This window comes from Burkholderia sp. RF2-non_BP3 (genome assembly GCF_001522185.1).
GTDB lineage: Bacteria > Pseudomonadota > Gammaproteobacteria > Burkholderiales > Burkholderiaceae > Burkholderia > Burkholderia diffusa.
The window spans coordinates 206,816-230,396 of the sequence record NZ_LOSU01000036.1 but is presented as its reverse complement, the minus strand read 5'-3'; the positions used below and the strand labels follow the sequence as shown (position 1 = coordinate 230,396).

General features: G+C 62.7%; 26 protein-coding genes, 4 tRNA genes and 3 pseudogenes. 19 read left to right on the top strand and 14 right to left on the bottom strand.

The genetic code is table 11. The features are described 5' to 3' along the window. Nucleotides 1–3: 3 nt before the first annotated feature. From WS45_RS36670 to WS45_RS20160, 8 genes and pseudogenes are all read left to right on the top strand, one after another. Nucleotides 4–681 (top strand): annotated as a pseudogene (locus tag WS45_RS36670) (phage head spike fiber domain-containing protein); the annotation flags it as partial. Nucleotides 682–843: 162 nt separating this feature from the next. After that, nucleotides 844–1,086 (top strand): annotated as a pseudogene (locus WS45_RS36665) (DUF2612 domain-containing protein); the annotation flags it as partial. Nucleotides 1,087–1,149: 63 nt separating this feature from the next. Further along, on the top strand, nt 1,150–2,154 hold the full coding sequence (locus WS45_RS20185) for a hypothetical protein (RefSeq protein WP_059701296.1): 1,005 nt from the start codon (nt 1,150–1,152) through the stop codon (nt 2,152–2,154). 248 nt (nt 2,155–2,402) lie between these two features. Further along, nucleotides 2,403–4,478: a hypothetical protein gene (locus tag WS45_RS20180; protein WP_156437242.1), complete on the top strand. Its 2,076-nt coding sequence runs from the start codon at nt 2,403–2,405 to the stop codon at nt 4,476–4,478. A gap of 64 nt (nt 4,479–4,542) precedes the next feature. Continuing rightward, on the top strand, nt 4,543–4,725 hold the full coding sequence (locus tag WS45_RS20175; RefSeq protein ID WP_006495243.1) for a hypothetical protein: 183 nt from the start codon (nt 4,543–4,545) through the stop codon (nt 4,723–4,725). Continuing rightward, entirely contained in the window at nt 4,718–5,215 is a 498-nt protein-coding gene (locus tag WS45_RS20170) for a lysozyme (RefSeq protein ID WP_059701292.1), read from the top strand. The genes WS45_RS20175 and WS45_RS20170 overlap by 8 nt, the downstream gene beginning before the upstream one ends. Then, a complete protein-coding gene (locus WS45_RS20165) occupies nt 5,212–5,760 on the top strand; it encodes a hypothetical protein (protein WP_059701290.1) in 549 nt (182 codons plus the stop codon). The genes WS45_RS20170 and WS45_RS20165 overlap by 4 nt, the downstream gene beginning before the upstream one ends. Continuing rightward, entirely contained in the window at nt 5,757–6,305 is a 549-nt protein-coding gene (locus tag WS45_RS20160) for a lysis system i-spanin subunit Rz (RefSeq protein ID WP_059701288.1), read from the top strand. Before WS45_RS20165 ends, WS45_RS20160 begins: the two co-directional genes overlap by 4 nt. Before the next feature lie 58 nt (nt 6,306–6,363). Here WS45_RS20160 and WS45_RS20155 read toward each other — a convergent pair. The 4 genes from WS45_RS20155 to WS45_RS20140 all read right to left on the bottom strand — a co-directional run bounded on the left by WS45_RS20155 (nt 6,364) and on the right by WS45_RS20140 (nt 6,688). Further along, nucleotides 6,364–6,454, bottom strand: a tRNA-Leu gene (locus WS45_RS20155). 2 nt (nt 6,455–6,456) lie between these two features. After that, nucleotides 6,457–6,532, bottom strand: a tRNA-Ile gene (locus tag WS45_RS20150). Between the two features lie 3 nt (nt 6,533–6,535). After that, nucleotides 6,536–6,609, bottom strand: a tRNA-Gly gene (locus WS45_RS20145). Between the two features lie 2 nt (nt 6,610–6,611). Then, nucleotides 6,612–6,688: transfer RNA gene (locus tag WS45_RS20140), tRNA-Pro, on the bottom strand. 65 nt (nt 6,689–6,753) lie between these two features. Here WS45_RS20140 and WS45_RS20135 point away from each other — a divergent pair. Further along, complete coding sequence (locus WS45_RS20135; RefSeq protein ID WP_059701511.1) at nt 6,754–6,954, top strand: hypothetical protein; 201 nt, start codon at nt 6,754–6,756, stop codon at nt 6,952–6,954. Nucleotides 6,955–6,972: 18 nt separating this feature from the next. Here the strand turns inward: WS45_RS20135 and WS45_RS20130 are convergent, their stop codons facing one another. Then, nucleotides 6,973–7,314, bottom strand: a complete 342-nt coding sequence (locus WS45_RS20130; protein ID WP_257140550.1) for a hypothetical protein — start codon at nt 7,312–7,314, stop codon at nt 6,973–6,975. 203 nt (nt 7,315–7,517) lie between these two features. On the opposite strand from WS45_RS20130, the pseudogene WS45_RS20125 reads away from it, so the two are divergent. Continuing rightward, a pseudogene (locus WS45_RS20125) lies at nt 7,518–8,188 on the top strand (SOS response-associated peptidase). Here the strand turns inward: WS45_RS20125 and WS45_RS35155 are convergent. Further along, complete coding sequence (locus WS45_RS35155; RefSeq protein WP_156437241.1) at nt 8,179–8,568, bottom strand: hypothetical protein; 390 nt, start codon at nt 8,566–8,568, stop codon at nt 8,179–8,181. The pseudogene WS45_RS20125 and the gene WS45_RS35155 sit on opposite strands and share 10 nt — an antisense overlap. Nucleotides 8,569–9,746: 1,178 nt before the next feature. After that, nucleotides 9,747–10,838, bottom strand: a complete 1,092-nt coding sequence (locus tag WS45_RS20115; protein WP_059701282.1) for an FkbM family methyltransferase — start codon at nt 10,836–10,838, stop codon at nt 9,747–9,749. Between the two features lie 111 nt (nt 10,839–10,949). Between WS45_RS20115 and WS45_RS20110 the strand changes: the two genes are divergently transcribed. After that, entirely contained in the window at nt 10,950–11,162 is a 213-nt protein-coding gene (locus WS45_RS20110; RefSeq protein WP_059701280.1) for a hypothetical protein, read from the top strand. A gap of 378 nt (nt 11,163–11,540) precedes the next feature. On the opposite strand, the gene WS45_RS20105 is transcribed toward WS45_RS20110, so the two are convergent. Further along, the gene (locus tag WS45_RS20105; protein ID WP_059524518.1) at nt 11,541–12,005 is read right to left on the bottom strand and encodes a plasmid fertility inhibition factor family protein; all 465 of its coding nucleotides are present in this window, start codon (nt 12,003–12,005) and stop codon (nt 11,541–11,543) included. Between the two features lie 222 nt (nt 12,006–12,227). On the opposite strand from WS45_RS20105, the gene WS45_RS33780 reads away from it, so the two are divergent. Next, nucleotides 12,228–12,479, top strand: coding sequence for a hypothetical protein (locus tag WS45_RS33780; RefSeq protein WP_257140549.1), 252 nt, complete (start codon nt 12,228–12,230; stop codon nt 12,477–12,479). Between the two features lie 453 nt (nt 12,480–12,932). Here WS45_RS33780 and WS45_RS20095 read toward each other — a convergent pair whose 3' ends face one another. Beyond that, complete coding sequence (locus WS45_RS20095) at nt 12,933–13,676, bottom strand: DUF695 domain-containing protein (RefSeq protein WP_059691771.1); 744 nt, start codon at nt 13,674–13,676, stop codon at nt 12,933–12,935. Between the two features lie 203 nt (nt 13,677–13,879). Here WS45_RS20095 and WS45_RS20090 point away from each other — a divergent pair, with 203 nt between their 5' ends. Then, entirely contained in the window at nt 13,880–14,188 is a 309-nt protein-coding gene (locus WS45_RS20090; RefSeq protein ID WP_059701277.1) for a hypothetical protein, read from the top strand. 121 nt (nt 14,189–14,309) lie between these two features. After that, nucleotides 14,310–14,783 (top strand): VOC family protein, encoded by a 474-nt coding sequence (locus WS45_RS20085; RefSeq protein WP_059701275.1) that lies wholly within the window; start codon nt 14,310–14,312, stop codon nt 14,781–14,783. 76 nt (nt 14,784–14,859) lie between these two features. On the opposite strand, the gene WS45_RS20080 is transcribed toward WS45_RS20085, so the two are convergent. Further along, nucleotides 14,860–15,831, bottom strand: coding sequence for a GGDEF domain-containing protein (locus WS45_RS20080; RefSeq protein WP_059701273.1), 972 nt, complete (start codon nt 15,829–15,831; stop codon nt 14,860–14,862). 49 nt (nt 15,832–15,880) lie between these two features. On the opposite strand from WS45_RS20080, the gene WS45_RS20075 reads away from it, so the two are divergent. Together WS45_RS20075 and WS45_RS20070 are read left to right on the top strand one after the other, a co-directional pair. Then, entirely contained in the window at nt 15,881–16,090 is a 210-nt protein-coding gene (locus WS45_RS20075; protein WP_059691768.1) for a hypothetical protein, read from the top strand. A 33-nt stretch (nt 16,091–16,123) separates the two neighbouring features. Further along, nucleotides 16,124–16,342 (top strand): hypothetical protein, encoded by a 219-nt coding sequence (locus tag WS45_RS20070; protein ID WP_059524507.1) that lies wholly within the window; start codon nt 16,124–16,126, stop codon nt 16,340–16,342. 180 nt (nt 16,343–16,522) lie between these two features. Here the strand turns inward: WS45_RS20070 and WS45_RS20065 are convergent, their stop codons facing one another. Together WS45_RS20065 and WS45_RS20060 are read right to left on the bottom strand one after the other, a co-directional pair. After that, the gene (locus WS45_RS20065; RefSeq protein WP_059691767.1) at nt 16,523–17,146 is read right to left on the bottom strand and encodes a phospholipase D family nuclease; all 624 of its coding nucleotides are present in this window, start codon (nt 17,144–17,146) and stop codon (nt 16,523–16,525) included. Between the two features lie 176 nt (nt 17,147–17,322). Further along, nucleotides 17,323–17,793, bottom strand: coding sequence for a winged helix-turn-helix transcriptional regulator (locus tag WS45_RS20060; protein WP_059701272.1), 471 nt, complete (start codon nt 17,791–17,793; stop codon nt 17,323–17,325). Between the two features lie 169 nt (nt 17,794–17,962). Here WS45_RS20060 and WS45_RS20055 point away from each other — a divergent pair, with 169 nt between their 5' ends. Further along, on the top strand, nt 17,963–18,400 hold the full coding sequence (locus WS45_RS20055; protein WP_059606628.1) for a PaaI family thioesterase: 438 nt from the start codon (nt 17,963–17,965) through the stop codon (nt 18,398–18,400). 195 nt (nt 18,401–18,595) lie between these two features. Further along, nucleotides 18,596–19,648: an NADP(H)-dependent aldo-keto reductase gene (locus WS45_RS20050; protein WP_059701270.1), complete on the top strand. Its 1,053-nt coding sequence runs from the start codon at nt 18,596–18,598 to the stop codon at nt 19,646–19,648. 64 nt (nt 19,649–19,712) lie between these two features. Here the strand turns inward: WS45_RS20050 and WS45_RS20045 are convergent, their stop codons facing one another. After that, nucleotides 19,713–20,999, bottom strand: a complete 1,287-nt coding sequence (locus WS45_RS20045; protein WP_059524497.1) for an MFS transporter — start codon at nt 20,997–20,999, stop codon at nt 19,713–19,715. Between the two features lie 35 nt (nt 21,000–21,034). Continuing rightward, nucleotides 21,035–22,456 carry a M20 family metallopeptidase gene (locus WS45_RS20040; protein WP_059701268.1) on the bottom strand — a complete coding sequence of 474 codons (1,422 nt, stop codon included), beginning with the start codon at nt 22,454–22,456 and terminating at the stop codon, nt 21,035–21,037. A 165-nt stretch (nt 22,457–22,621) separates the two neighbouring features. Here WS45_RS20040 and WS45_RS20035 point away from each other — a divergent pair, with 165 nt between their 5' ends. Beyond that, entirely contained in the window at nt 22,622–23,575 is a 954-nt protein-coding gene (locus tag WS45_RS20035) for a LysR family transcriptional regulator (protein ID WP_059701266.1), read from the top strand. Nucleotides 23,576–23,581: the final 6 nt, after the last annotated feature.

Below are 23,581 nucleotides of genomic sequence, written 5' to 3'. Positions count from 1 at the left end.
CTCGTGCCGGTGCACGCCAACGGAGAAGCCTGCGGGACCGGTGACGGCATCACGAAGAATTTCCCGCTGACGTACAGCGGTGCGCAGGTTCGACGGGTCGACAGAGCGACGCTGTACCGCAACGACTGGCAGGGCAATCAGCAGCTCTACCCGACACCTCGAACGAACATCATCGCGCAATCTGCCGCGTTCGATAACGCGGCATGGACGAAGAACCTGTACACGATGGTGCCGACGGCCGTGATAGCGCCGGACGGCACTCTCACGGGCCAAAAGTTGACGGACACAGATTCGTCGACAAACGTGCATACGCTGCTATCGCCGACGAGCAACGCGCTCGGCATCGGTGGCATGGGTTGCGCCTCTGTGTATCTGCAGCAGGGAGATCGGCCGTATGCGGTGCTGCGCCTGCAAGACGCGTCGAACTCGGGCAACTACTGCTATGCGGTTTTCAATCTGTCGACCGGTGCAGTGCTGCAATCGAACACAGCCGGCGCGGGCGCGAATGTATCGGCTGGCATCGTGAACATCGGTGGCGGCTGGTATCGCTGCTACGTTTCGGGAGTCCCGAATCCCGGTGGCAGCGGCGTACGCATGCTGATCGGTGCACCGCTGGCAAACACGAACAGCACGAATTACACCGGGGTCACCGGTCAAGGGATTTACGTCTGGGGCTCGCAGGTTGAGGCGGGGACGACCCCGACCAGCTACATCCCCACGACCACCTCGCCGGTGACAGTGACGGACTGTGCGCTCAGCTCGAGCGGTGTTGCGCAGTTGGCCGTCGCGCCATCGGTGGGCGCAAAGCTGTCGTGGACCGGCGACGGCGCAGTGTATCAGCAGGGTACGCACGTTTTCATCGAAGACCACCAGGACATGTCGATGACGATCGGAATCGCGGGAAAGGTGCCGTCGGCCGTGTTCCTTGCGCTGCTTGCCGGCGGCTATATCCCGCTGAAGCCTGAGGGCGTACGCGTCAACTACACGATTGTCTCGAGCGTCGACAACGAGTCGTTGTTCGGTTTCGACGTCAACAACCAGTACATCGCCGGCTTCGATACAGGAGCATGGGGCACACCGGTCTGAACGACAACCACCTTTCACGCAGTGAGCCGCCTTCGGGCGGCTTTTTTATTGCTCGGAGCATTGATGGCAAACAACAACTTCAAGCCGTTTGCTGCCGCCGGCGGCGCGAACGTGATGGCGCAGGCCGACTACGAGGCGCTGGCCGCGCTTCTGACCGGCTTCCAGAGCGGCACCGCGCAGTCGCAGCAACTCAACAAGGTGTGGCGGCAAAGCTCGATCATGGCGGCCGTGCTTGCGCAGTTCATTGTCGACCTGACCGGTCAGGATGCGATCGACGATGGCACTACGGCGACGCTGCTTGCGAATCTGAAAATGGCAGTACAGGCCCAAACGACGGCACTGGTCGGCCAGGCGCGCAATGTCGTGATGAACGTCACGGCCGCGAGCGCGAATGCGACGTTGACGGCTGACGAGATCGTCGTCGGTACGGCGCTCGGCGGCCAGAAGTATCTGCTGAAGCAGTTCTCAAAGACGATCAATCTGGCGTCAACGGGCGCTGGCGGAATGGACACCGGATCGGCTCCGGCATCGGGCTACGTCGCGCTGTACGCGATTTACAACCCGACCACGGGCACGTCAGCCCTGCTGGCGACAAACGCGACGAGCACCATAGCGCCGAACGTCTATGGTGGTAGCGGGATGCCGGCGGGCTATACCGCGAGCGCGCTCGTCTCGGTCTGGCAGACGAACGCGAGCGGGCAGTTTAGCGCAGCCTATCAACAGGATCGTGACTACTTCTTTGCCCCGACAACGGTGCTCAATACGACTGCACAGACATCGGTGCTGACTGCTTTGTCGATCGCGTCTTTGGTGCCGAAAAACGCAAAATATGTGCGGGGCGAAACTGTCGTTGCTACATCCACAGCCACAAATGCGGGCATGCAGGTGGCGGGTAACGCCTCAGGGTTTGGCCGCGCGGACAATGCACTCTCGACCTCAGGGGCGCAATCATTTAACTCGTGGTTCAGTCAAATTCCCTTGATCACCCCGCAGCAGATGTATTACATCTTCAATGGAAATTCGGGAACGGTAACGTTCACCATCATTTTGACCGGGTATTCCATCTAACAGGGGGTAGGTTATGGTCGCGTTGAGTGTTCAATTTTTCGATTCGACGAAATCGACAATCGTCGCATACTTCGCCAGCCCCCAAGATTCATCGACATATGCCAACCTTGGCACTGTCTCGACTGCTGACGCAATGTGGAAATCCTTTTACGATGCGGCAGGTGGTGCGAAATCTGGCATGCCTGCTCCGACGGCATCATGAGATTGCTATCCATGCCAATCCGAGGCTATCGCGTAGAATGCGGTGTTTGGGAAAACGGCTGCTGATAGATATGGATATAACCGGCATCGAAGCAAAGTCATCGCGGCGAAGGATTCGCGCAGATGAGTCAGCCTCCCGGCTCCACTTCGCCTTTTTGGGCTTTGCAATCGCAGCGGGGGCCATAGCTTGGCTCGTGGCATCGTTGTATCGGTCGCATGCCGGGGTTCATGCAGTCGATGCTTCCATTCTGTTACCCGTCTATCGAGCGGACCTGGCACCCAAGCCTGTCGAGCGATTCACGTTCTTATTGCTGGCATCTACAATTCCGGTCTTCGCGTTTCTTTTCGTGCTGCTGGGATGTGGATGCCGGTTCCGGCGGTCGTCGGTTGCGCTATCGACGACAGTTGTCGCAGTCGTTGCGGCAGCGTTCTTTGTGCCATTTGCTTGGTTCGGATTCGACGGTTCCCTGTTGACAGGAGTGGTTCCAACTGGCGAGCACCCGCTTCTTCTGCTGTTTGGTGCAGTTGTGGTTGCTGCGCTGGTATGTTCTATTCCAGTTGATATGCGAGCGGGCTACACGAGGCGACCAGCATCATTGATCGCATTGGTGCTGTTTGTCACAAGCGTCGGGCTCCAACTAGTCGCATGGCGTATCCTAAATGTGAACTCGATCACCGAAAACCCAACGTGGTCGACGAGCGTGGACGCAGTCATTTATTCCGTGAGCCAAGTGGTTGGCGGTCGCACGCTTCTCGCTGATCTGCCATCTCAATATGGGCTCTTTCCCGAGTTCGTCGCCCCCATCTTTCGGATCGTAGGACTGTCGGTATTTACCTTCTCTGTATTATTTTCAGCGATGCAGGTCGCATCTTTAGCCGCCGTGTACTCAGTTGCGCAGCGATTGCTTCGCCATCCGTTGTTCAAAATCGGATTCGGCATTGCACTTGTGATGGTCACGTATGAGACGTGCCTGTTCATGGTTGGCATTCGGGAACAGTATTTTCAATATTGGCCTATTCGTTTTTTTTGGCCAGCGCTTTCCCTGCTCGCATTTTACAGCTACGCACAAACGCGGACTCTGCGACTTGCAGTCTTAATGTCCCTGATCGGCGCTGTTGCTAGTCTATGGAATGCCGATTCAGGGCTGATGGTGGAGGCGGCCTTCGGAGTATTCCTGGTTGCGAAGTGGGCAGCCTTGTTTTCGCGCGATAAGGAAGGCTCGCGTGTTGAGCGCCGTGCGATCGTACTAAAGGTGTTGCTGCATCTTGCGATCTTTGCGATAGCGATCGCTTTCATGGCGTTGTACCTGTGGACAAAGGCAGATCGGCCGCTGCAGTTGACGTGGCTCGTCGGCTACCAGAAGTTGTTCTACGGGCTTGGTTTCATGATGCTGCCCTTGCCGCTCAGCGCAAGTCCGTGGATGGCCGTGTTGGGCGTCTACTTGTTGGGCATTCTTTCTGCTGCTTCGAGTTGGCGGAAATCACCGCGGAACCGATCGGCCGATGTGTTGCTCTACACATGCATGCTTGGGACAGGACTCTTCGTTTACTACGAGGGGAGGTCTCACATTCTCAATCTCATCACGGTATCGTGGCCTGCGTTATTGGCGGCGTCGCTGATGTCGGATCGGGCAATTCGCGCGACGGCCGCCGGAATATTGAATCGCTCTTTTCTGGCGCCTGCGGCTATATCGGGCGGCGTGATAATACTTTGTTGCGTGGCCTTCATTCGAGGTATACCGATGCTCGCAGATTCGGCGAGGTCTGCAATTGTTGAATGGTCTGTGCCTGCGTCGCCAGTTGTTCATGACGAAATCGAATTTATCTCCTTGCACACACGAGAGGGTGAGGCGTGCGCCATCCTTTCCAAGCGTCAAGGACTTTACTATGCCTCGCTTCATTTGGTTTCACCGCTGATCGGCCCCGGAAACTCGGAGACGCTGACAGTCCGTGATCGAGATTCGATGATCACTCAGTTGAGGGACAACAAATTCGATTGTGTGTTTGTGGGAAAGGGGGGCAGCGCACCAGATCTAGGTATAGACATTTCAAGCGATCTGCCGTCGTACCGCGTTGTGAGGTCGAACGCACTTCAAACGATGGTTCAACTGGCGCCGAAATAGCCCGGCGATCCATTGGAAGACAGAAGCCGCCTTCGGGCGGTTTTTTTTCGTTTACGGGGAATCGATGAAGAACGATCTCGCGGTAAGTGCGGCGAAAGCTGCGCCCGCAGTGGGCAGCAATTTCTGGCTGTGGCTGACCGGCCACGACATCAATTGGTGGGTAGCCGTCGCGACGATCGCGTACATCGGGCTGCAGGCGTACTACCTGGTCAAGAACAAAGGAAAGAGGGCATTGCTCGATGGCTAACTTACCGAAGAAGACACTCGCTGGTGTTGTGGGGGCTGCTGCGGCAGCCCTTCTTTTTTCCATGGTCCCGAAGTTCGAGGGACTCGAGCTCGTCGCGCGGCCGGACCCGATCGGAATCATCACGGCGTGCAACGGCGACACGAAGGATGTTCGAGCGGGCCAACGCTTCACCCCCGACGAGTGCCGTGCGCGGCTCGAGCAGCGTCTCATCGAGCATGCCGAGCCGGTGCTGAAGTGCACGCCGAATCTGAAGGGGCATACGTACCAGCTCGCCGCGGCGGTGAGTTTTGCCTACAACGTTGGCACCGGCGCGTACTGCGGTAGCACGACGGCGAAACGGTTCAACTCCGGCGACTGGAGGGGGGCTTGCCGGGCAATGAACGAGTCTGACAACGGCCGGCAACAGTGGGTGACGGCCGGCGGCCGAGTGCTGCCGGGTTTGGTGAAGCGGCGCGCGATCGAGCGCGCAACGTGCGTGCGAGACCTATGACGAACCAGAAAACTCACGAGACGCGGCGGACGCTCTCCGAAGACGTCTTCTATCCCGACCACGAGCCGCGCACAGAGTCGTCGACGTTCCGCGCGAGCAAGCGTTCGATGAAGGCGGCCGGCGGCTACGTCTGCGCCGTGTGCGGCGACGACCAGGCGGTCGAGTCGCACCACCGGTTCTTCGAGTGGGCGTTCTCGCACGCGATCGACTGGAAGTGGATCCGCGAGGTCGCGATCAACAAGTGCGACACGATGTTCAGCCACAAGCTGCGGCGCATCGTGCCGATCCCGCTCCAGCATCCGATCTGGGACGTGATCAAGCTGACGCAGGGATTCGACTGGGAGGCGTTCGATCCAGCGCGGCCGGAGGCGTTCGTCGACTCGACCTACAACCAGTTGCTGCTGTGTGCGCTTCATCACCGGGGTAAGGATCACGGCCGGCACGAGGAAAGCGACCCGGTCTGGAGCGTGCAGGCGTTCCTGCTGCCGGGCTTCGTCTACTCGCCGGACGAGCTCAAGCAGCTTCACGCGAAGGAGCCGAAATGATCTTCCTGAAATTTGCATGGCCGTACCTGCTGGCCGCGCTGCTCGGTGCGGCGGCCGGCGCCGGCGTCGAGCACCTGATCAGCGCGCGCCAGCTCGCCCACGAGCAGTCCGCGCGCGCGACGGATGCGCAGCGGCATACCGACGACCTGGAGGCGATCTCTCGGGCAGCGCTCACCGCGGAACAGCGCGCGATCGCCGCGCATGACGCGGCCGCCTCGCAGGTGGCGGCCGTCGACGCACAACTCACGAAGGAGCGAACCGATCATGAAACCGAAAATCGCAGCCTGCGCGCTGCTCTTGCCGCTGGCACTGACCGGCTGCGCGTCACCGTCCGGAACTGCACCGCAGCTGGTTCCGACGGTCTGCCCGGAGCTACCAGCGCCGCCGGCGTGGGCAATGGTGCCACCGCCTACGCAGACCTCGACCCAGCGGTTGCGGAACGCGTTTTCGGTGTCGCCGGCGACGACCAGCGCGAAATCGACAAACTGAGAGCGGTGCAGGGCTATGTGTGTGCGGTGCGGCCGGCGACGCCTGGCTGTCAGTGAAGCCTACCGCACGCGATCGTGACGCGACTACGACGCCATGGCGACAGTAGTGGCTTGATGGTGCCCGGAACCGGACTCGAACCGGTACGCGCCGAGTAAGGCGCAGCAGATTTTAAGTCTGCGGTGTCTACCTATTCCACCATCCGGGCAGTGGTGGGCCTGGCTGGACTTGAACCAGCGGCCAATCGATTATGAGTCGACTGCTCTAACCACTGAGCTACAGGCCCGTATGGAGCGGGTGAAGGGAATCGAACCCTCGTCATAAGCTTGGAAGGCTTCTGCTCTACCATTGAGCTACACCCGCGGTGGTCGGAGCGAAAGGATTCGAACCTTCGACCCTCTGGTCCCAAACCAGATGCGCTACCAGACTGCGCTACGCTCCGAGCGGTCGGCCATTGTACGCGAATCCCCGAGTGCCTAGACTTCCTTCGTCACAATGGAGGTCGAAATGGACAAACCCGAGATCGACTGGAAGAAGGCTCCGAAGACAGCGCGCTGGTGGGCGATGGATGCCAACGGCGAGGCGAATTGGTTTCTCGCACCGAATGTCGCCGCGTATACCGATTTCTGGTTTTCAGAGCCTATCTGTGCGCCGAGATTCGGCTTTGTGGGGGACTGGCGAACGAGCTTGGTCGAGCGTCCGGCGTGATTCATGCCCGAGAGCGAGTTACCGCATCCCAGCACGTCGCATCTCGTCTCGCAAGAGGTGCATGAGTCGATACAACTGCCCCTGTGCACCGGCAAGGTCGCCCTTGTTGGTGACGTTCTTGTCGGTGAACGTGTACCAGTCCTCGATACGCTCAAGCGATTTACGTAGCGCACGGATCTCAAGGATGAGCCACCGCACCTGAAGGTCGGTGTACTCGCGCCACAACGCGCGAAGCTCGGCGTCGGTTGGGGCATCGAACTCTGGCATCGCCGCCTTCATCTTGAAGCGCGGATCCGTGAGCGGCACCCGATTGCGATCGATCCTGGTCGCCTCGATGGGGTGGCAAGGGGCCAGGAACACCGACCTCTCGTCGTTCTCGATCCAACACTCAAATTCACGTTTCGTGAGCTCGATAGGTGTCCTCAGGCGGTTCTTGTCGCCTTGGAACCCGTACTCCCAGATGTAGGCCCACTGCGGCTTTATCACGTTACTACCACTGTATAAAAACACAGTGTATCCCGGGGTAAGATGGGGCCGTCAAGAACGAAAATAGGGGACGGCCGATGTGTACGAACTACCGGGCGCCGCACGAGGACTATGAGCTACGCGAGCTGCGGATCGAGCCGTTCAGCGACCTGTATCGTCGCTTCCCATGGAAGCCTGAAATTTTTCCGGACTACCTCGCGCCGATCGTGCGCGCGGGCGCCGACGGCGCGGAAGCTGTGACTGCCAACTTCGGGATGATGCGAAGGCGTTCCAGCCGGCCGGCAAGCATTTCATGACCGTCAACGCCAGATCCGAAACCGTAGCCGAGAAACCGGCGTACCGAACGGCATGGCGCGCCGGCCAGCGCTGCCTGATTCCGGTGAGGTGGATCTATGAACCGAACTGGGAAACCGGCATGCATATACATTACCGGATTGGCGTAGGCGACTGGCAGCCGTATTGCGTCGCCGGGATTTGGCGCGCGTGGCGCGGGCCGGACGGCGCGGAGACGCTCGCGATGGTGATGCTGACCGTGAACGCTGACGAGCACCCGGTGATGAAGCACATGCACAAGCTGGCGGACGAGAAGAGATCGGTTGTGATCCTGCGATCGACCGACTATGACGAGTGGCTACACACGGCGAACGTCGACGGGGCGCGTGCGATGCTCCAACTGTATCCAGCAGATGAAATGGTCGCAGAGCCAGCAGTACCTGCTTCGACCAACAGCAATACAAATCAGGCGTAGTAATGATCCGGACGCAAGCGAACACCTGGTTCAGGCTTGAATCCGTCAGGCACCGAATAAATGCCTTCGCGGAGCATGACGGCCTCGAGAATGTCGCCTTGAAACTTCTGATCAATAGACCACACTTGCTTCTGGTCGAGTGCCTCCAACACCGTCAGCGTTCCATCGATCAGGTGTTGAATTGTTTTGCCGGTTGTAGGTACCGCCAGAAATCGAACCAATTCATCAGACAAGTCAAAGGTCGACTCGTAGACGAGAAATACAAGATTGTTTACAACAGACACGAAGAGCTTCGGGCCATCGGCCTCATACAGTACGTCGGATACCGGTAAATCCCCAAACCGACCTAGATCATCTCGCTTTCCTATCGCAGTCCACATAGCGCTCTCCCCACGTTCAAGTGAACAGGGATTCTCGACTTATACCACCTGCCGGCCACCAAGTGTGATGGGAATTCGGTAGGCGTAGAGGGGCCGGATGTGCCGGAGTATGCGCTATAAATCCGTCGGCCTGCGCAAGATCCGCCTTGGCAATGTAATTTCCGCCGCCGTTTGGCTGCAAGCTCAAATAGTGCTGAGCGTCTGCGATGCTAGTAAAAACACTCAGGCCATGACTTTTGCAAACGGATGTGGGGTTGTTGTAAGTCAGTCGGCGACCCAGTTCCGCATATGTCTTCATGTCTGCATCAGTTGGCGGATTGCTCTGTGTAACCCGAAAGACCGTGTCGTTTTGACATGACCGTACACCTCGCATGGTGTGCGGACACCCTGACGGCAGTGTGGAATTATTAGTCATTACTGAAAGTATGACCGACGTTTACCTTGAGCGAGTATAGCAAGTCAATTCTGCTTGTGAGGCCGCGTATACCCGGAAACTCTGGATATAGGCCGCCGCCAAAAACTGCAATGGGTGTCCGCGAGGAACGCCGCCGAAATTTGTGGAAGATGGCTCTTGTACCCTAGGAGCACAAAGGTGTTGCCTGATTGGCATATTCCAAAATTTCTGCGTAAGTAATTGATTCGTCGGAGTAATATCCTAGGATTGTGATTCCTGTTGTCGTGGGTTCGAGTCCCATCAGCCACCCCACCGAATGCATTAACAAAACAGGCGCTTAGGCGCCTGTTTTGCTTTGCGGGGAAACTCGGGGACAATAGCGTCGATTCGAGCCTCGCGCTCTCTAGAGCGTTCTGCTCGCCATCCATCCATTTCGCGTACGTTGTCAGGAACATCCCGATGCTGTGCCCGAGCTGTTTCGCGCAAAAGGCTGAAGTCGTTCCTGCCATCAGCATTGCCGTCGCGTAGCGATGCCGCATGTTGTAGGCCGGCGGCAGCGCATTCCGAGCCGTTTCAGAATCGGTGTCCAGAAACTTCGCCGGAATGCGCGCTCGTCTTCCCAACGGATGTTGTACCGCGGATCATGAAAGATTGCGGCGCCGGCGATCTGAGTGAATCAGTGCTGGCGGGTCAATACGGCCAAGGCCCGACTGTTTAGGCGAACCGTGGTCGTCGCGACGATCGCGTACATCGGGCTGCAGGCGTACTATCGCCGCCGACGCAATCACGTGGATGAACCCGACTCCGTAGAGGCAGAGCTTTTTGTCGCAAAGAACCGTTTTATCGAGCGCAACGGTTGCGTGACTCGCCAACTTGATGACGTGAGAAGTGCGTTCCTCTCGCGCTCGAGTTCAGCGATTCGCTGTGAGTCTGCGACAACTTGCCTGCTGAGACAATCCCGTTCAGCTGCGAGCGAAGAGAGTTGCTGTCGAAGCTGATTCGAGTTGACATCTACCGCCGCGGCGCGTGCCTCGGAATCAGCTGCAATGCGATGCGCCTCAGCGAGCACGTGTGCAGCGCGATCGAGAGTTGAAAGTCGCGCGATAAGATCGGACCGGTCGAATCCCGCAACGAGATTCGGGAATCGGAATTGCAGGGTGTGCTCGTAGCCCACAACGTACGCGTCGTTTTCCGAGGTCAGATCTAGATAACGCGTACCGTCGACGGCATATACGTAGGGGAAGATGCGCAGAAGTCGCTCACGAAACTCCGGATAGGTGATGCGCCGGAACATATTGAGGCAGAAATGGTTCATTTCTAGCACAACACGTGGCTTGAAGCGCTGCAGCGTCTCGCGACCACCTTCGAATACGTCGAGTTCGAATCCTTCCACGTCGATCTTAATAAAATCAATGCGGTCAAGTCCGAGCGAGGGGAATGCTTCGTCGAGTGTGCGCACGGGGACTTCAACTTGGAAATACCCGGCATTGGCGATTTGAAATTGATTGGCGACGAACGCGCCAGCTGAATCTCCTTCGGAGCCTTGCATGGGCACTGTTCCAGCCTGACTGCCGAGAGCGAAATTGTGTATTGCCACGTTGGAAAGCATGCCAACGTTCTTGGACAGATTCGCGAATGTGCGCGGCACCGGCTCGAAAGCGACTACTTTACCTTCACCGACTATCTGCGAAAGTGCGAGCGCAGTACAGCCGATATTGGCACCTATATCAAGCACCTGTGCGCCGTTGTCACACAGGACCGCGAGCATTGACACAAGCTGCGGTTCGAACGGGTCTGTCAGCTTTGCGATATAGCTGTCGTTCTCGTTGCCTTGGACGGGCCATCGCCGTCCGCCAATGCCAACACTGCGTTCCATAGATATCTCTCGAAAGAAATCGTTTGTGGACTGCCGTTGAAGCCGCTCGAAAGTATAACCTCAACACTGCCTCAAGCCGCCTCAAGGCGGCTTTTTCATTGAAGGCAATCGATGACGAGCGATCTCGCGGCGAGCGCTGCGAAGGTGGCGCACACAGTAGGCTGCAATTTCTGGCTGTGGCTGATCATCCACAGCGTCAATCGGTGGGTAGCCGTCGCGACGATCGCGTACGTCGGGCTGCAGGCGTACTACGTGGTCAAGAACAGTGGGAAGAGGGCATTGCTCGACGAGACAACTGGACCGACCTGCAGATTGGCGGAATAGGCCAGAGTCTTGGCGCTAACCGCCAAAGTCTTACAGTCTTACATTCATGTAATATTTCATTTCCTCGTGCCCTCAGCTTTGCAGGGCCGTTCGGTCCCGACAACCCGGAAGGCGTCGGGACATTTTTTTGCCTGCATGGCCGTCGTGCGACATCGCTCGCGACGCATGATTGCCGCACTTTCCCGGCCTCCATTACGCAATGGTGAGCGACCTGCGCATGCCGGCAACCCGAACCATCACGCCGCGCAGCGCGACGTCACATGACGCGGAGCACATCGCTCGCATGTGTACGTTGAACTGACAGAGCGCACATGGCCGTATCCTTCCGGCGGCATATTTGTCATGAACCGTTCCGCACAGGGTCGGGCGTCGCGTCCGTTATTCGCCGCAATACCGCACGAGCAAATCCGCCTCCGTTTCATGCACCTCGACCGGCAGGCTCGTCGCCCCGGCATACGCCAGATAGCGCGCGCGATGCTGACCGTTCCGGAACGACGCGACGCCGACTTTCGACAGGCCCGGAATGCCGAGCAGCGTCCGCGTTCTCGTCTCGCGAAAGGTGATGAAGGGCATCTCGGGAATACGGGGTCCGGCCGGGTCGAGGAAAGCGCGGATGCCGGCGGCTTTGCCGGGCGCCCAGTATTCAACCGAAGGCAGTACATAGTCGGTCGTGTCGCGATCGGCGCAGGCGAGCAGCTTCGTCAGGTCGACCGTCACGACGCGATGGCGCGAGTCGTCGGAGGCGAATACCCGCTTGAGATGCGTGGAGGCATAGGCGGCATGTCCCGAAAGCGGGATGATCCAGACATCGACACCATCATGTTGTGCCCGGGCGAGTGACATTGTTTCCTTGGGTGTGGCAAGCGATTATTGTGGCCGGAGTGTAGCAGCGCGACCGGACGGCCATGTATTTTCAGTCGAGGTCAAAAGCTCGCGAGAAGATCGCGATACTGCCTGCCGGAATGGCTTGCAGCCCCGAATTCACACAAGATTCACGCAGCGCGTGACGCCGGCCTGGCGCGGCGCATCATAAGAACCGAGAGGGCGGATTGGCCGGAGAAAATCATGTCACCGGAACTTGAGATCGAATATCTCGATTACCGCTTCACGTCGACACCCGAAACGCGGGAAACGGGGCGGGTCGCCGTGGTCGACTGGCAACTGGATTCCATTTCGCGAGGCAAGACGTTCGCGTGGGTCGTGCTCGACCGTTTCCTGAAACGCAACGATTTTGCCGACGAGGACGACGCACGCGCCAATATCGTCGACTGGCGGAGCAGTTGGTCAGCCGGAAGGGCGCGTCGCTCGTCGTCGTGATCGCCGCACCGGCCGCCGGCGTCGCGCTCGGACCGTGCCGTGACGTGCCGCAAGCAGCACCAGGCACGCGAGCTTTCCGCTTGAAAGGGTGAGTTGCCGCACAGACGGTCGCACGGGCCACGATCACAATCTGGCCGGTTGACCGTTCTACCCCGGCCCGGTCAACCATTTCCCCGCTCGCTCGCGCAGGAGCGGGGCTTTTTCCCCGCACGACGCATGCAAGCCGCGTCGGCGGAAACGGACAGGCGTTCGGCAGGCAGCGTCTCGCGCCACGGCATCCGTTCGCCTGATCCGCATGAATCGCTTTCCTCGTGCCTGGGCGGTTGCCTGGGCCCATCGCCGGTTACGGCCGGCGATGCCTTGGTCCCGGCGGCGCGCCGTCGCGCTGCCGGGATGCTTTTTGTACCGAACCCGTCAAGGTCCGACACGCGCGCAACGCGCGTGCCGGCGGGGTCAGCCCGCCTGCTCGACGCTGGTTTCCCAGCCGTCGTATTCGCCACCGAGCGAGCGCACCTCGCGATTGATCTCGAGCGTATGGCGCGTGATGTCGGCCAGCGCCATCGTGCCTTCGTGCGCAAACCGCACGGCCGATTTGCCGTCTTCGGTCGGCGCGACCGATTCGACCAGATAGCCTTTCGACTCGGCCCAGTCGGCGAACTGATGCGCGTCGCTCGGTTCAGGGAAGTAAGCCCAGTGCATCACGCGCCGGCTCACGTCGCTCACGTCGCCTTTCTGCCGCAGCGCCTCGAGCACGCGCATGTCGCGCATCAGCTGCCAGTCGTCGTCGGTCGGGTAGAGCGTGCGCCAGTACGTTTCCTTGTCCGGATCGTCCTGGAATGCGTACTGAAGCGCGTAGGTCGTGCGCTCGGCGAGCGAGTCGACGATCTCGCCCGCGGTTTCCTCGTCGAACGGCACGTAGAACAGGAAATCCTGATTGCCGTCGACCGTGATGCGGCCGACCTGCACGCCGTTTTTCGCGGTCACTGCGGCGTCCAGCAGATCTTCGATGTTCGTGAGACCGGCGAACTCGTCGCTGCTCGGCAGGCCGTCGGGTGTCGGATGCTCGAGCGCGACACGCACGCTGAGCAGCGACGTGCGCGGATCGCTTTCGGCGATTTCCGCAAAGCCGTGATTGAAGCTGATGAAGGCCTGATGGTCGCCCATTCTGGCAGGGAAGGTTCCCCAGGCGTCGGTCATGTGTTTCTCCCGTGCACGATTGTCTGTTGACGGTTGCAAAGCGTCCCAATGTATCATCGAAAATCGCGTTGGCCGAAGCCGCGTGCGGGGATGATCGTGCGTCAGGCTGGCCTGGTGACTGTTGAACCCGCGGGCTGTCGCGCCATCGTCGGCTTCCGTCGTCCGGCGTTCGTCCGGCCGCAACCGTTTCGAAGGAGATCCCGATGTCGATGTTCGCGGTGAATGGTGTCCGAATCGACGTGCGCAGCGCACGTGTGACGCACGTGCGATGGGCGGCCGTCAATCCGGCGGACCGGTCGTGGGCGGCGACGCCGAGCGAGGCGTCGGTGGGGGAAGTTGCGCGCGCGCTTGCGGCCGGCGACGACGTTCGCGCCGTATTCGACGAAGCGGACGGGACGGCAGTGGGGCCGAGACTGAAGCGCGTGCTTTATCGCGACGCGTCGGAAGGGATCGAACTCGACATCGATGCGACGAGCGAGTCGCGTACGCTGCGTGACCTTCCGCAGATCTGAGAAAAAAATATCCGCAGGCGTGTCGATTTCCGTCGAGTCCGTCCGTCGTAGCATCGGAGGCGTGCGCATCGTGCGTCCGTCCCGATTTCCGATTCGATAACCGACTGAAGGAGCGACACCCATGGCCACGTCCGTCAACCCGATCCCGGAAGGGATGCGCACGCTGACCCCGCATCTGATCTGCGCCGGCGCAGCCGCCGCCATCGCCTTCTACAAGCGTGCGTTCAACGCGACCGAACGGTTTCGCCTGCCGACCCCGGACGGCCGGCTCGCGCACGCGTGCCTCGCAATCGGCGATTCGACGCTGATGCTCGTCGATGAAATGCCGGAGCACGGCGCACTCGGGCCGAAGACGCTGAACGGCACGCCGGTCTGCCTCCACCTGTTCGTGCCGGACACCGATGCGGCGATCGCGCAGGCCGTCGCGGCCGGCGCGACCGTCAGAATGCCGGCCACCGATATGTTCTGGGGCGATCGCTACGGCCAGGTAGAGGATCCGTTCGGCCATCGCTGGTCGATTGCGACCCACCAGCGCGACTTGACGCCCGAGCAGATCGCGGAAGCGATGGCGAGTGCGCCGCCGTGCGGAAGCTGACCCAACGGCGCATATCGGACCCAGCGCGGCTGGCGGCAGCGGCGGAGGCGCGTATCGGCGAGCGGTTGATCCGCGCTCAGGCGCCGGCGGCTTTGCCGCGCTGCTTGTCCTCGTACATGCGGCGATCGGCCGATTCGAGCAGGTCGGCTACCGCACGATGTTGCGCGGGATCGTATGCGACGTAGCCGACACTGAACCGGATCGCATAGCCGCGTGCGTCGGCCGCGTTGCGCAGCGCGAGCGCCTGCGTGACGCGCTCGATCGGCCCGCCGACGTCGGCCGGACCGCTGGCGCTCAACAGCACGACGAATTCGTCGCCGCCGAGTCGGGCGATCACGTCGCTGTCGCGCAGCGCACCGGTCAACGTGTCCGCGAAGGCCATGAGCGCGCGGTCGCCTTCGGCATGGCCGAAGCGGTCGTTGATCGCCTTGAAGTCGTTCAGGTCGAAGAACAGCAGTACCGCGTGCCGCCCCATGCGTTCGCACAGGCTCAGCACGTGGCGCGCGAGAATCTCGAAGCCGCGGCGGTTCGTCAGTTGGGTCAGTTCGTCGGTCGTCGCGAGATGCAGCGCCGCGATTTCGCGTTCGGTCATGTGCGCGAGATCACCGAGCAGCGCGAGTTCGTCGACGGAGAGGTCGCGCGGCCGCGTGTCGATCAGGCACAGCGTGCCGACGGGTGCGCCGTTCGGCGCGGCAAGCGGCCGGCCCGCATAGAAGCGGATGCCGGGCTGGCCGGTGACGAGCGGATTGTCGTGGAAGCGATCGTCGTTGCGCGCGTCCTGGATCACCATCGTTTCGTCCGCGAGCAGCGCATGTGCGCAGAACGAGACGTCGCGCGAGGTCTGCGTGGCGTCGAGGCCCGAATGACTCTTGAACCACTGGCGATTCTCGTCGACGAGGCTGACGAGTGCGATCGGAACGTCGAACAGCCGGCGCGCGAGGCGCGTGAAGCGGTCGAACCGTTCTTCCGGTGGCGTGTCGAGGATCGACAACGAATGAAGCGTCTCGAGCCGGGCCGCCTCGTCGACCGGTTTGGAAGCAATCTGCATTGGCCTTTGTCTCTGGTCCCGGCTGCGGAGCCGGTCATCGATCGTCTGGATGTCGCTCGGCGCGTGCGAAAGCCGTCGGCGCATGCTTGCCGAACTCGCCGCGCACGCCGAACAGTATCGCGCATTCGCCATCGCGCTGCACGCCGTGTTGTGCGGCGTTGCCATGGCGATGCGACGCGAACGCTTCGCATGTCATGCGTCGCTGCGGGACAAGCAATTCGATGCCCGGCGGCTCAAGCTCTCCGGTGCGATGCCGTAAACAGGGCAAGATCAATCGCTCATCCACCGCACCATGGTTCGAATTCTCTACGCGGGGTATCTCGCGTTGGCGCTGTATCTGCTCTATCCGATGATTCAGAACCCGCTGACCTTCAGTACGGACTGCGTACTCGGTGCGCTGCCGGGCGGGACTCGCGATCGACCGAAGCCTTCGGCCAGCGATGCGCATGCGCATGCGAGCCGGTGTGCCGCGACCACGCAGATCGCGGAGCGGGCGGCCGACATCCACTGATTTCATCCACCGATTTCACCGATCGCGGCGCCGTCGCGCCCGGTGTGCAGGCCATTCGGCCAGGTTGACCGGCATGCACTACGCACCGATCATCGACGACATGACGGCGCGAATGCACGCAACGATGCGCGTCGGCCGCGCCGCACGCGAACGGCGCGTGGCGATCGCATGCGCGAAGAGTCAGTACGACGAGCGGTACGGCGTACCCTGGTCGAAGCGGCTTTGCCAATGCGCAAGGTAGCGCGACGCGAGTTGCGGATTGTTCCAGACCACGACGACGTTTTCGGAATTGCGGCTGGCTGCCGAGGCACTGTAGTTGAACGAGCCCGTCTCGACGTGCTCGGCATCGACCACGACATACTTGTCGTGGTGGATCGCATAGGCGTCGATCGTGCGTGTCGGAATGCCCGCGTTGACGAGCAGGTTCAGTGCCTGCTTGCTGCTCTTCGCGCGATTGCCCTTGTCGTCCACGACGACCGCGACATTCACGCCGCGCCGCTTCGCGGCGAGCAGCGCGCGGGTGACAGGCGGCGACGTGAACGAGTAGGCGGCCACGCGAATCGAGGTGCGCGCGGCGCCGATTGCCTTCAGGACGAGCGCCTCGGCACCGCCATCGGGCGAGAACGCAGATTCGACGACCTGCGTGGCGGGCGCCTCATGGGTCGGGGCCGGCAGAAGTTGCGCGATGAAGTCGATCGCTTGCTGCAGCAGCGATTCGGTTTGCGTCTTGCCGAAGGCGGCGAAGGGCGTGGCGAGCAGGGAAGCGGCGAGGCAGGCAGCAGCGAGGCGTTGGCGCGACAACATCTTGGACAGCGAATGGTTTTGAGACAGCGGGCCGTGAGTGTAACGCAGACACGGCGGCGCGGTCACGCCCGGAAGCGAATGCGCGACATCGTGTGATGGTCCGGCGCGGTCGACGTGATGACGTTCATCGTGTGCGGCACTGCCATGCGCGCACGCCCCTCGCTACGCGCCATGCGTCAGTCGGCCGCCTCGCGTGCGATCCATCCGGGACCGGGCTCCGGCTGCACGTCGTGCGCATCGAGCGGCTCGCCGCATGCCGAGCACACCGCGACCGCATGCATCAACTGACCGCAGGTTCGATGACGCAATTGCACCGGCGGCCCCTGGCCGTCGTCCTTCCAGCGATCGCCCCATGTCATCAGCGCGAGCAGGGCCGGGTAGAGGTCGAGGCCTTTTTCCGTCAACCGGTATTCGAAACGCGGCGGGCGCTCCTGATACGCGCGCTTGACCAGCACGCCTTCGTCGACGAGACGCGCGAGCCGCTCGGCCAGAACGTGGCGCGTGAGGCCCAGTTGCGTCTGGAACGCATCGAAGCGGCGGCAGCCGAGAAACGCGTTGCGCAGGATCAGCATGGTCCACCGATCGCCGAGCACGGCGAGCGTGCGCGCGACCGAACAGTTCAGCGTGCCGATGTCATCCCATTTCATGATCGAGTCTCGTGCGACGGTGCAGTGAAAGAGCGGGTTCGATTATAGAACTTACCTTCGGTTGCAACGGGCGGTGGCTGCGTTGACAAGCCCGGCGCGGTTGTTAATAATCAGTTCCAATTTAGAACTTACTCGCGCGGCGACGCGCTTTCAATCAGGAGACAACCCGATGAATCCGCTTTCCCTGTCCGGTCTGGAACTGCTGCGCGCGGCGGCGGCGGGCGATTTGCCGCTCGCGTCGATCTCGGAAACGATCCCGATGCGGCCGCTGGGCGTCGAGCTCGGCTACGTGAAGATGTCCGCGCGTGCGGACGGCCGGCACCTGAATCCGCTCGGCGGCGTGCACGGCGGGTTCGCCGCGACGGTGCTCGACTCCGTCACGGGCTGCGCGGTGCATTCGATGCTCGACGCGGGCGTCGGTTACGGCACGGTCGACCTCCACGTGAAAATGCTGCGTCCCGTGCCGCGCGACGTCGACCTGATCGCGGAGGGGCGCGTGATTCACCTGTCGCGTTCGCTCGGCGTGGCGGAAGGCACGCTGAAGACGCCGGACGACAAGATCGTCGCGCACGCATCGGCAACCTGCTTCATTCAGCGGCCGCAGTGACGCAGCGGGCGGCGTCGTTACGCCGGCCCGGTTCGTCCGGCATGATCCGGACCGCGCACGCGAACGCCGCCGTACCCCGAATGAGCGAGCTCGAGCGCACATCGCAGGCGGCCTGTAAGCGAACGCACCGGCCATCTGAAGCGTTCGTTTCAATGTGATAGCGTTCCTGCTTTCCACTGACGCGACAGGAACAGCATGGAATACCGCACACTCGGCAATTTGGGCATCGAGGTCAGCCTGATCGGTCTCGGCACGATGACGTGGGGCGAGCAGAATTCTGAACGCGACGCCCACGAGCAGATCGATTACGCGCTCGGGCAGGGCGTCACGCTGATCGATGCCGCGGAAATGTACCCGGTGCCGCCGAAGCCCGATACGCAGGGACGCACGGAGCAGTACATCGGCACCTGGCTCGCGCAGCATCGGGCGCAGCGAGACCGAATCGTGCTCGCGACGAAGATCGCGGGCCCGGCGCGGCAGCCGCACAATCCGCGCCATATTCGCGGCGAAGGCAACCAGTTCGACCGCAAGAACCTGACCGAGGCGCTCGACGGCAGCCTCAAGCGTTTGCAGACCGACTATGTCGACCTGTATCAGCTGCACTGGCCCGATCGCAGCACGACGACGTTCGGCCGCCCCGCGTATCCGTGGGTCGACGACGCGTACACGGTGCCGATCGAGGAAACGCTGGGCGTGCTCGCGGAATTCGTGAAGGCCGGCAAGGTCCGCGCGATCGGCGTGTCGAACGAAACGCCGTGGGGCGTCGCGCAATTCCTGCGCGCGGCCGAGAAGCTCGGCTTGCCACGCATCGCCAGCATCCAGAATCCGTACAGCCTGCTGAACCGCACGTTCGAGAACGGCCTGTCCGAGTTCACGCATCGCGATGGCATCGGCTTGCTCGCGTATTCGCCGCTCGCGTTCGGCTGGCTGTCCGGCAAGTACGAGAACGGCGCGCGTCCGGCCGGCGCGCGCATCACGTTGTTCGAGCGCTTCCAGCGGTATAGCAAGCCGCAGGCCGTCGAGGCGACGTCGCGCTACGTCGCGCTCGCGAAACGGCACGGGCTGTCGCCCGCGCAGCTCGCGCTCGCGTTCGTCAACAGCCGGCCGTTCGTGCGCAGCAACCTGGTCGGCGCGACGTCGCTCGCGCAACTGAAGGAGAACATCGGCAGCATCGACGTGACGCTGTCCGACGAGATCCTCGCCGAGATCGACGCGCTGCACGAACGGCAGCCGAACCCGGCGCCGTAAACGGCGAGCGGCCCGCGCGGCACGGTGCCGCGACGGGCCACGTCCGACGCGCATTGCCGCAGGGTCAGCGCATCCCGAGCCGCGTGCGCGCGACCAGCAGTGCGACGAGACTCAGCACCGCGCAACCCATCAGGTACAGCGCCGGCGACAGCCGGTTGCCGGTCGCGCTGATCAGCCATGTGATCACGAACGGCGCGAAGCCGCCGAACAGCGTGACGCCCGTGTTGTAGCTGACGGCGAGGCCGGTCGCGCGGGTCTGCGACGGAAACAGTTCGGCCATCAGCGCCGGCAGCGCGCCGCAGTACGTCGCCTTCAGCAGCCCGATCCAGATCAGCGCCGCGAGCATCGTCGCGAACGACGCGTGATGCGTGAGCCACACGAAGGTCGGCCATACGGTGGCGAGCATCAGCACGGCCGCTGCCGCCATCACGCGGATCCGCCCGGTGCGGTCGGATAGATGGCCGACGAGCGGCGTGACGAGCGTCAGCACGAAGCCGGTCGCGAGCGTCGCCGCGAAGCCCGTCGATGCCGGCAGCCCGAGCTGCTTGATCGCATACGTCGGCATGTACAGCACCATGTAGTTGATCGCGGTCGAGATCACGAGCACCCCGATCGCCAGCAGCACGCGCATCTTCTGGTCCGCGAACAGCTCGCGCACGGGTGCTTCGGAGCGCGCCTGCGTCTTGAACTCGACCCCCTCGTCGACGTAGCGGCGGATGTAGAGCCCCACCGGGCCGATCGCGAGGCCGAACAGGAACGGCACGCGCCACCCCCAGCTTTCGAGTTGCGCGACGCTCAGCGTCGACGTCAGCAGCGCACCGAAACCCGATGCGAGCAGCGTCGCGAGGCCCTGGCTCGCGAACTGCCAGCTCGACATGAAGCCGCGCCGCTGCGGCGCGTGTTCGACGAGGAACGCGGTCGAGCTCGCGAATTCGCCGCCGGCGGAAAAGCCCTGCATCAGCCGCGACAGCATGATCCCGAGCGGCGCGAGGATGCCGATCGATGCATAGGTCGGCATCAGCGCGATCAGCAGGGTGCCGACCATCATCATCCCGATCGACAGCAGCAGCGACGCCTTGCGGCCCGCGCGGTCCGCGTACGCGCCGAGCACGAAGCCGCCGATCGGCCGGATCAGGTAGGAGAGCCCGAACGTGCCGAGCGTGAGCAGCAGCGACGTCGCCTCGCTCGTCGTGGGGAAGAACAGCTTGGCGATCGTCACCGCGAAAAAGCCGTAGACGATCAGGTCGAACCATTCGAGCGCATTGCCGATCGATGCGGCGAGGATGATGCGCCGGATCTTCGCGGCGCTGGGCCGCGCGGCGTCCTGCGAGGTCAGGGTGGTCGTATTCATCGTGTGAGCAGGTCCCGAGAAAGGGGCGAAGCGCGTTACAGGGCGGCGCCGGCCGCGGCGGGTGCCGCGCGGCGAACGGGCGGCGCGGCCTCGCCGAGATCCCAGAAGAGGCCGGCCATCATTTGCAGTCCCTCGCGCACGACGCTCGCGAGCAGGTGCTCGTCGGGCGCGTGCTGCGAGCACGCCGGATACGAGTGCGGCACCCACAGCGTCGGCAGCCCCAGCGTATCGGCGAAGACTTCGTTCGGCAGCGTGCCGCCGAGGTTCGGCAGGATCGCGGGCTTCTTGCCGGTCGTGCGCGCGAGCGACGCGACGGCCCAGCGGACCCACGGATCGTCCGGCGGCAGGCGCGTCGCCGGCGCGCCGCGTTCGACGTCGATCTCGATGTCGGCGAAGCCGTGCGCATCGAGATGCGCGCGCAGATGCGCATGCAGCGCTTGCCAGTCCGTGCCGACCACGAAACGCAACTGGCAGTGCGCGTATGCGACGGGCGGAATCGCATTGACCGGGTGGTCGGGATTGCCGGCCTTGAACGCGAGAATCTCGAACGTATTCCAGCCGAACACGCGCTCGGCGGCGGAGAGGCCCGGCTCGCCCCAGTCGGCGTCGAGCGCCGGATCGCCGGGGCCGCCGCCGACGGACAGGTCGGCGAGCGCGGCGCGCACGGCGGCCGGGATCGGCGGCGGGCGCAGCCCGGCGACGCGGATCGCGCCGCGCGCGTCGACGAGGCTCGCGAGCGCGTTCGCGAGCACGGTCGCCGGGTTGCGCAGCAGGCCGCCCCAGTTGCCCGAGTGATGGCCGCCATCGCGTGCGCGCAGGTTCAGCTTGAAGTTGACCGAGCCGCGCGAGCCGAGGAACACGGTCGGACGTTCGGCGGTGACGCGCGGCCCGTCGGAGGCGATCAGAACGTCGGCCGCGAGCGCGTCGCGCTCCTGGCGGCACAGTGCGTCGAGGCCCGGCGACCCCGTTTCCTCGCCCATCTCGATCAGCAGTTTCGCGTTGAAGCCGAGCCGGCCGCCGCGCGCGGCGAGCACGCTCGCCAGCGCGGCCAGGTTGATCGTGTGCTGGCCCTTGTTGTCGGCACTGCCGCGGCCGTACCAGCGATCGCCGTCGACGGTCAGCGTCCACGGCGACAGCGGCGCGCACCATTGCGCGTCGTAGCCGCGCACGACGTCGCCGTGACCGTAGACGAGCACGGTCGGCAGCGCGTCGTCCTCGTGGCGCGACGCCAGCAGGAACGGGCCGCCGCCGTCGACCGGATTCTCGACGATGCGCGACGTGAAACCCAGACGCGCGGCCTCCGGCGTGATCTCGTCGGTCAGGTAGGCGCGCAGCGCGGCGCTCGAGCCGCTGTCCTGGCTTTCGGTGCGCAGGCCGACGCGGCGGCTCAGGGTCGTGAAGAACGCGCCGGATTCGAACTGGTTCAGCGCGTGCTGGATGGCGGCGGTACGGCTCAAGACGTGTCTCCTGTATCGGTTTTCCGGCGGGTGCGGGCGCGCATGGCCGAGAGTGCGATCGATTCTAGAAAGCCGTTTTTTTTGTCACAATGATCGAATTTCGAACATTTCCTTGCCGAAAAGGCAAAGCGGAGCGGCCTAGGTGACGGGCCCGGGGACAGAACGATGGCGGCTTTCCTGCATGGTCTTGCGTTGCGGTATTTCGTCGAGGTGGCGCGCACCGGGTCGATCAGCGACGCATCCGCGAGGCTGCACGTGGCCGTCTCGGCGATCAGCCGGCAGATCGCGAAACTCGAGAGCGAACTCGGCGCGCCGCTGTTCGAGCGCCGGCCGCGCGGGATGGCGTTGTCGGAGGCCGGCGAACGGCTGCTGGGCTTCGCGCAGCGCAGCCTGCTGGAGGCCGAGCATGTGATGAAGGAAATCGGCGGATTGGAGGCGCTGCACGGCAGCCTGTTGAAGATCGCCTGCTCGGAAGGGTTCGCGATCGATTTCCTGCCGGGCGCGCTCGCAGGCTTCAAGGCGCGCCACCCGGGCGTCGATTTCTCGGTGTGGGTCGTGTCGCCGGCGGAGGCGACACGGCGCGTGCGCGACGGCGACGTCGACATCGGTCTGACGTTCAGCCTGGCGCCGGAGAAGGGCGTGCGTGTCGAACACACGGAGCGAGCGCCGGTTTTCGCGCTCGTGCGGCGCGACCATCCGCTCGCGGCGCGCGACTCGGTGTCGCTCGCCGATGTCGCGCGGCATCCGCACGTGCTGCCCGAGGCCGGCACGACGGTGCGCCAGCTGATCGACATCGCGTGCGTGCTCGACGGGCTCATGCTCGAGCCGGAACTGACCAGCAACAACACCGCGGCGATGTACCGCTACGCGCAGCGTACCGGCGCAGTGATGTTCACGGGGCTGCTGTCGGTGCGGGACCGTTTCGACGCGGACGGCTTCGTCGTCTTGCCCGTCACGAATCCCCAGCTACGCGAGCGCAGCATCCAGGTGCAGACCATGGCGGGGCGCGATCTGCCCGCGTCGGTGCGCGCGTTTCGCGACCATCTGATCGACGTGATGAGCGGCGCGTCGCCCCCGCCGGTTGCCGTGCGCGGCCCGAGACGCCCGGGCATGAGATAATCGCGA

Coding starts and splice junctions, on each gene's coding strand:
- WS45_RS20035 (WP_059701266.1), top strand. CDS start 22,622: ATGGCGGCTTTCCTGCATGGTCTTGCGTTGCGGTATTTCGTCGAGGTG.
- WS45_RS20075 (WP_059691768.1), top strand. CDS start 15,881: ATGTCGCTCGGCGCGTGCGAAAGCCGTCGGCGCATGCTTGCCGAACTC.
- WS45_RS20165 (WP_059701290.1), top strand. CDS start 5,212: ATGACGAACCAGAAAACTCACGAGACGCGGCGGACGCTCTCCGAAGAC.
- WS45_RS20065 (WP_059691767.1), bottom strand. CDS start 17,146: ATGTTGTCGCGCCAACGCCTCGCTGCTGCCTGCCTCGCCGCTTCCCTG.
- WS45_RS20185 (WP_059701296.1), top strand. CDS start 1,150: ATGGCAAACAACAACTTCAAGCCGTTTGCTGCCGCCGGCGGCGCGAAC.
- WS45_RS20055 (WP_059606628.1), top strand. CDS start 17,963: ATGAATCCGCTTTCCCTGTCCGGTCTGGAACTGCTGCGCGCGGCGGCG.
- WS45_RS20090 (WP_059701277.1), top strand. CDS start 13,880: ATGTCGATGTTCGCGGTGAATGGTGTCCGAATCGACGTGCGCAGCGCA.
- WS45_RS20095 (WP_059691771.1), bottom strand. CDS start 13,676: ATGACCGACGCCTGGGGAACCTTCCCTGCCAGAATGGGCGACCATCAG.
- WS45_RS20105 (WP_059524518.1), bottom strand. CDS start 12,005: ATGTCACTCGCCCGGGCACAACATGATGGTGTCGATGTCTGGATCATC.
- WS45_RS20160 (WP_059701288.1), top strand. CDS start 5,757: ATGATCTTCCTGAAATTTGCATGGCCGTACCTGCTGGCCGCGCTGCTC.
- WS45_RS20070 (WP_059524507.1), top strand. CDS start 16,124: ATGGTTCGAATTCTCTACGCGGGGTATCTCGCGTTGGCGCTGTATCTG.
- WS45_RS20045 (WP_059524497.1), bottom strand. CDS start 20,999: ATGAATACGACCACCCTGACCTCGCAGGACGCCGCGCGGCCCAGCGCC.
- WS45_RS35155 (WP_156437241.1), bottom strand. CDS start 8,568: ATGTGGACTGCGATAGGAAAGCGAGATGATCTAGGTCGGTTTGGGGAT.
- WS45_RS20085 (WP_059701275.1), top strand. CDS start 14,310: ATGGCCACGTCCGTCAACCCGATCCCGGAAGGGATGCGCACGCTGACC.
- WS45_RS20175 (WP_006495243.1), top strand. CDS start 4,543: ATGAAGAACGATCTCGCGGTAAGTGCGGCGAAAGCTGCGCCCGCAGTG.
- WS45_RS20060 (WP_059701272.1), bottom strand. CDS start 17,793: ATGAAATGGGATGACATCGGCACGCTGAACTGTTCGGTCGCGCGCACG.
- WS45_RS20080 (WP_059701273.1), bottom strand. CDS start 15,831: ATGCAGATTGCTTCCAAACCGGTCGACGAGGCGGCCCGGCTCGAGACG.
- WS45_RS20170 (WP_059701292.1), top strand. CDS start 4,718: ATGGCTAACTTACCGAAGAAGACACTCGCTGGTGTTGTGGGGGCTGCT.
- WS45_RS20110 (WP_059701280.1), top strand. CDS start 10,950: ATGACGAGCGATCTCGCGGCGAGCGCTGCGAAGGTGGCGCACACAGTA.
- WS45_RS20115 (WP_059701282.1), bottom strand. CDS start 10,838: ATGGAACGCAGTGTTGGCATTGGCGGACGGCGATGGCCCGTCCAAGGC.
- WS45_RS20135 (WP_059701511.1), top strand. CDS start 6,754: ATGGACAAACCCGAGATCGACTGGAAGAAGGCTCCGAAGACAGCGCGC.
- WS45_RS33780 (WP_257140549.1), top strand. CDS start 12,228: ATGTCACCGGAACTTGAGATCGAATATCTCGATTACCGCTTCACGTCG.
- WS45_RS20050 (WP_059701270.1), top strand. CDS start 18,596: ATGGAATACCGCACACTCGGCAATTTGGGCATCGAGGTCAGCCTGATC.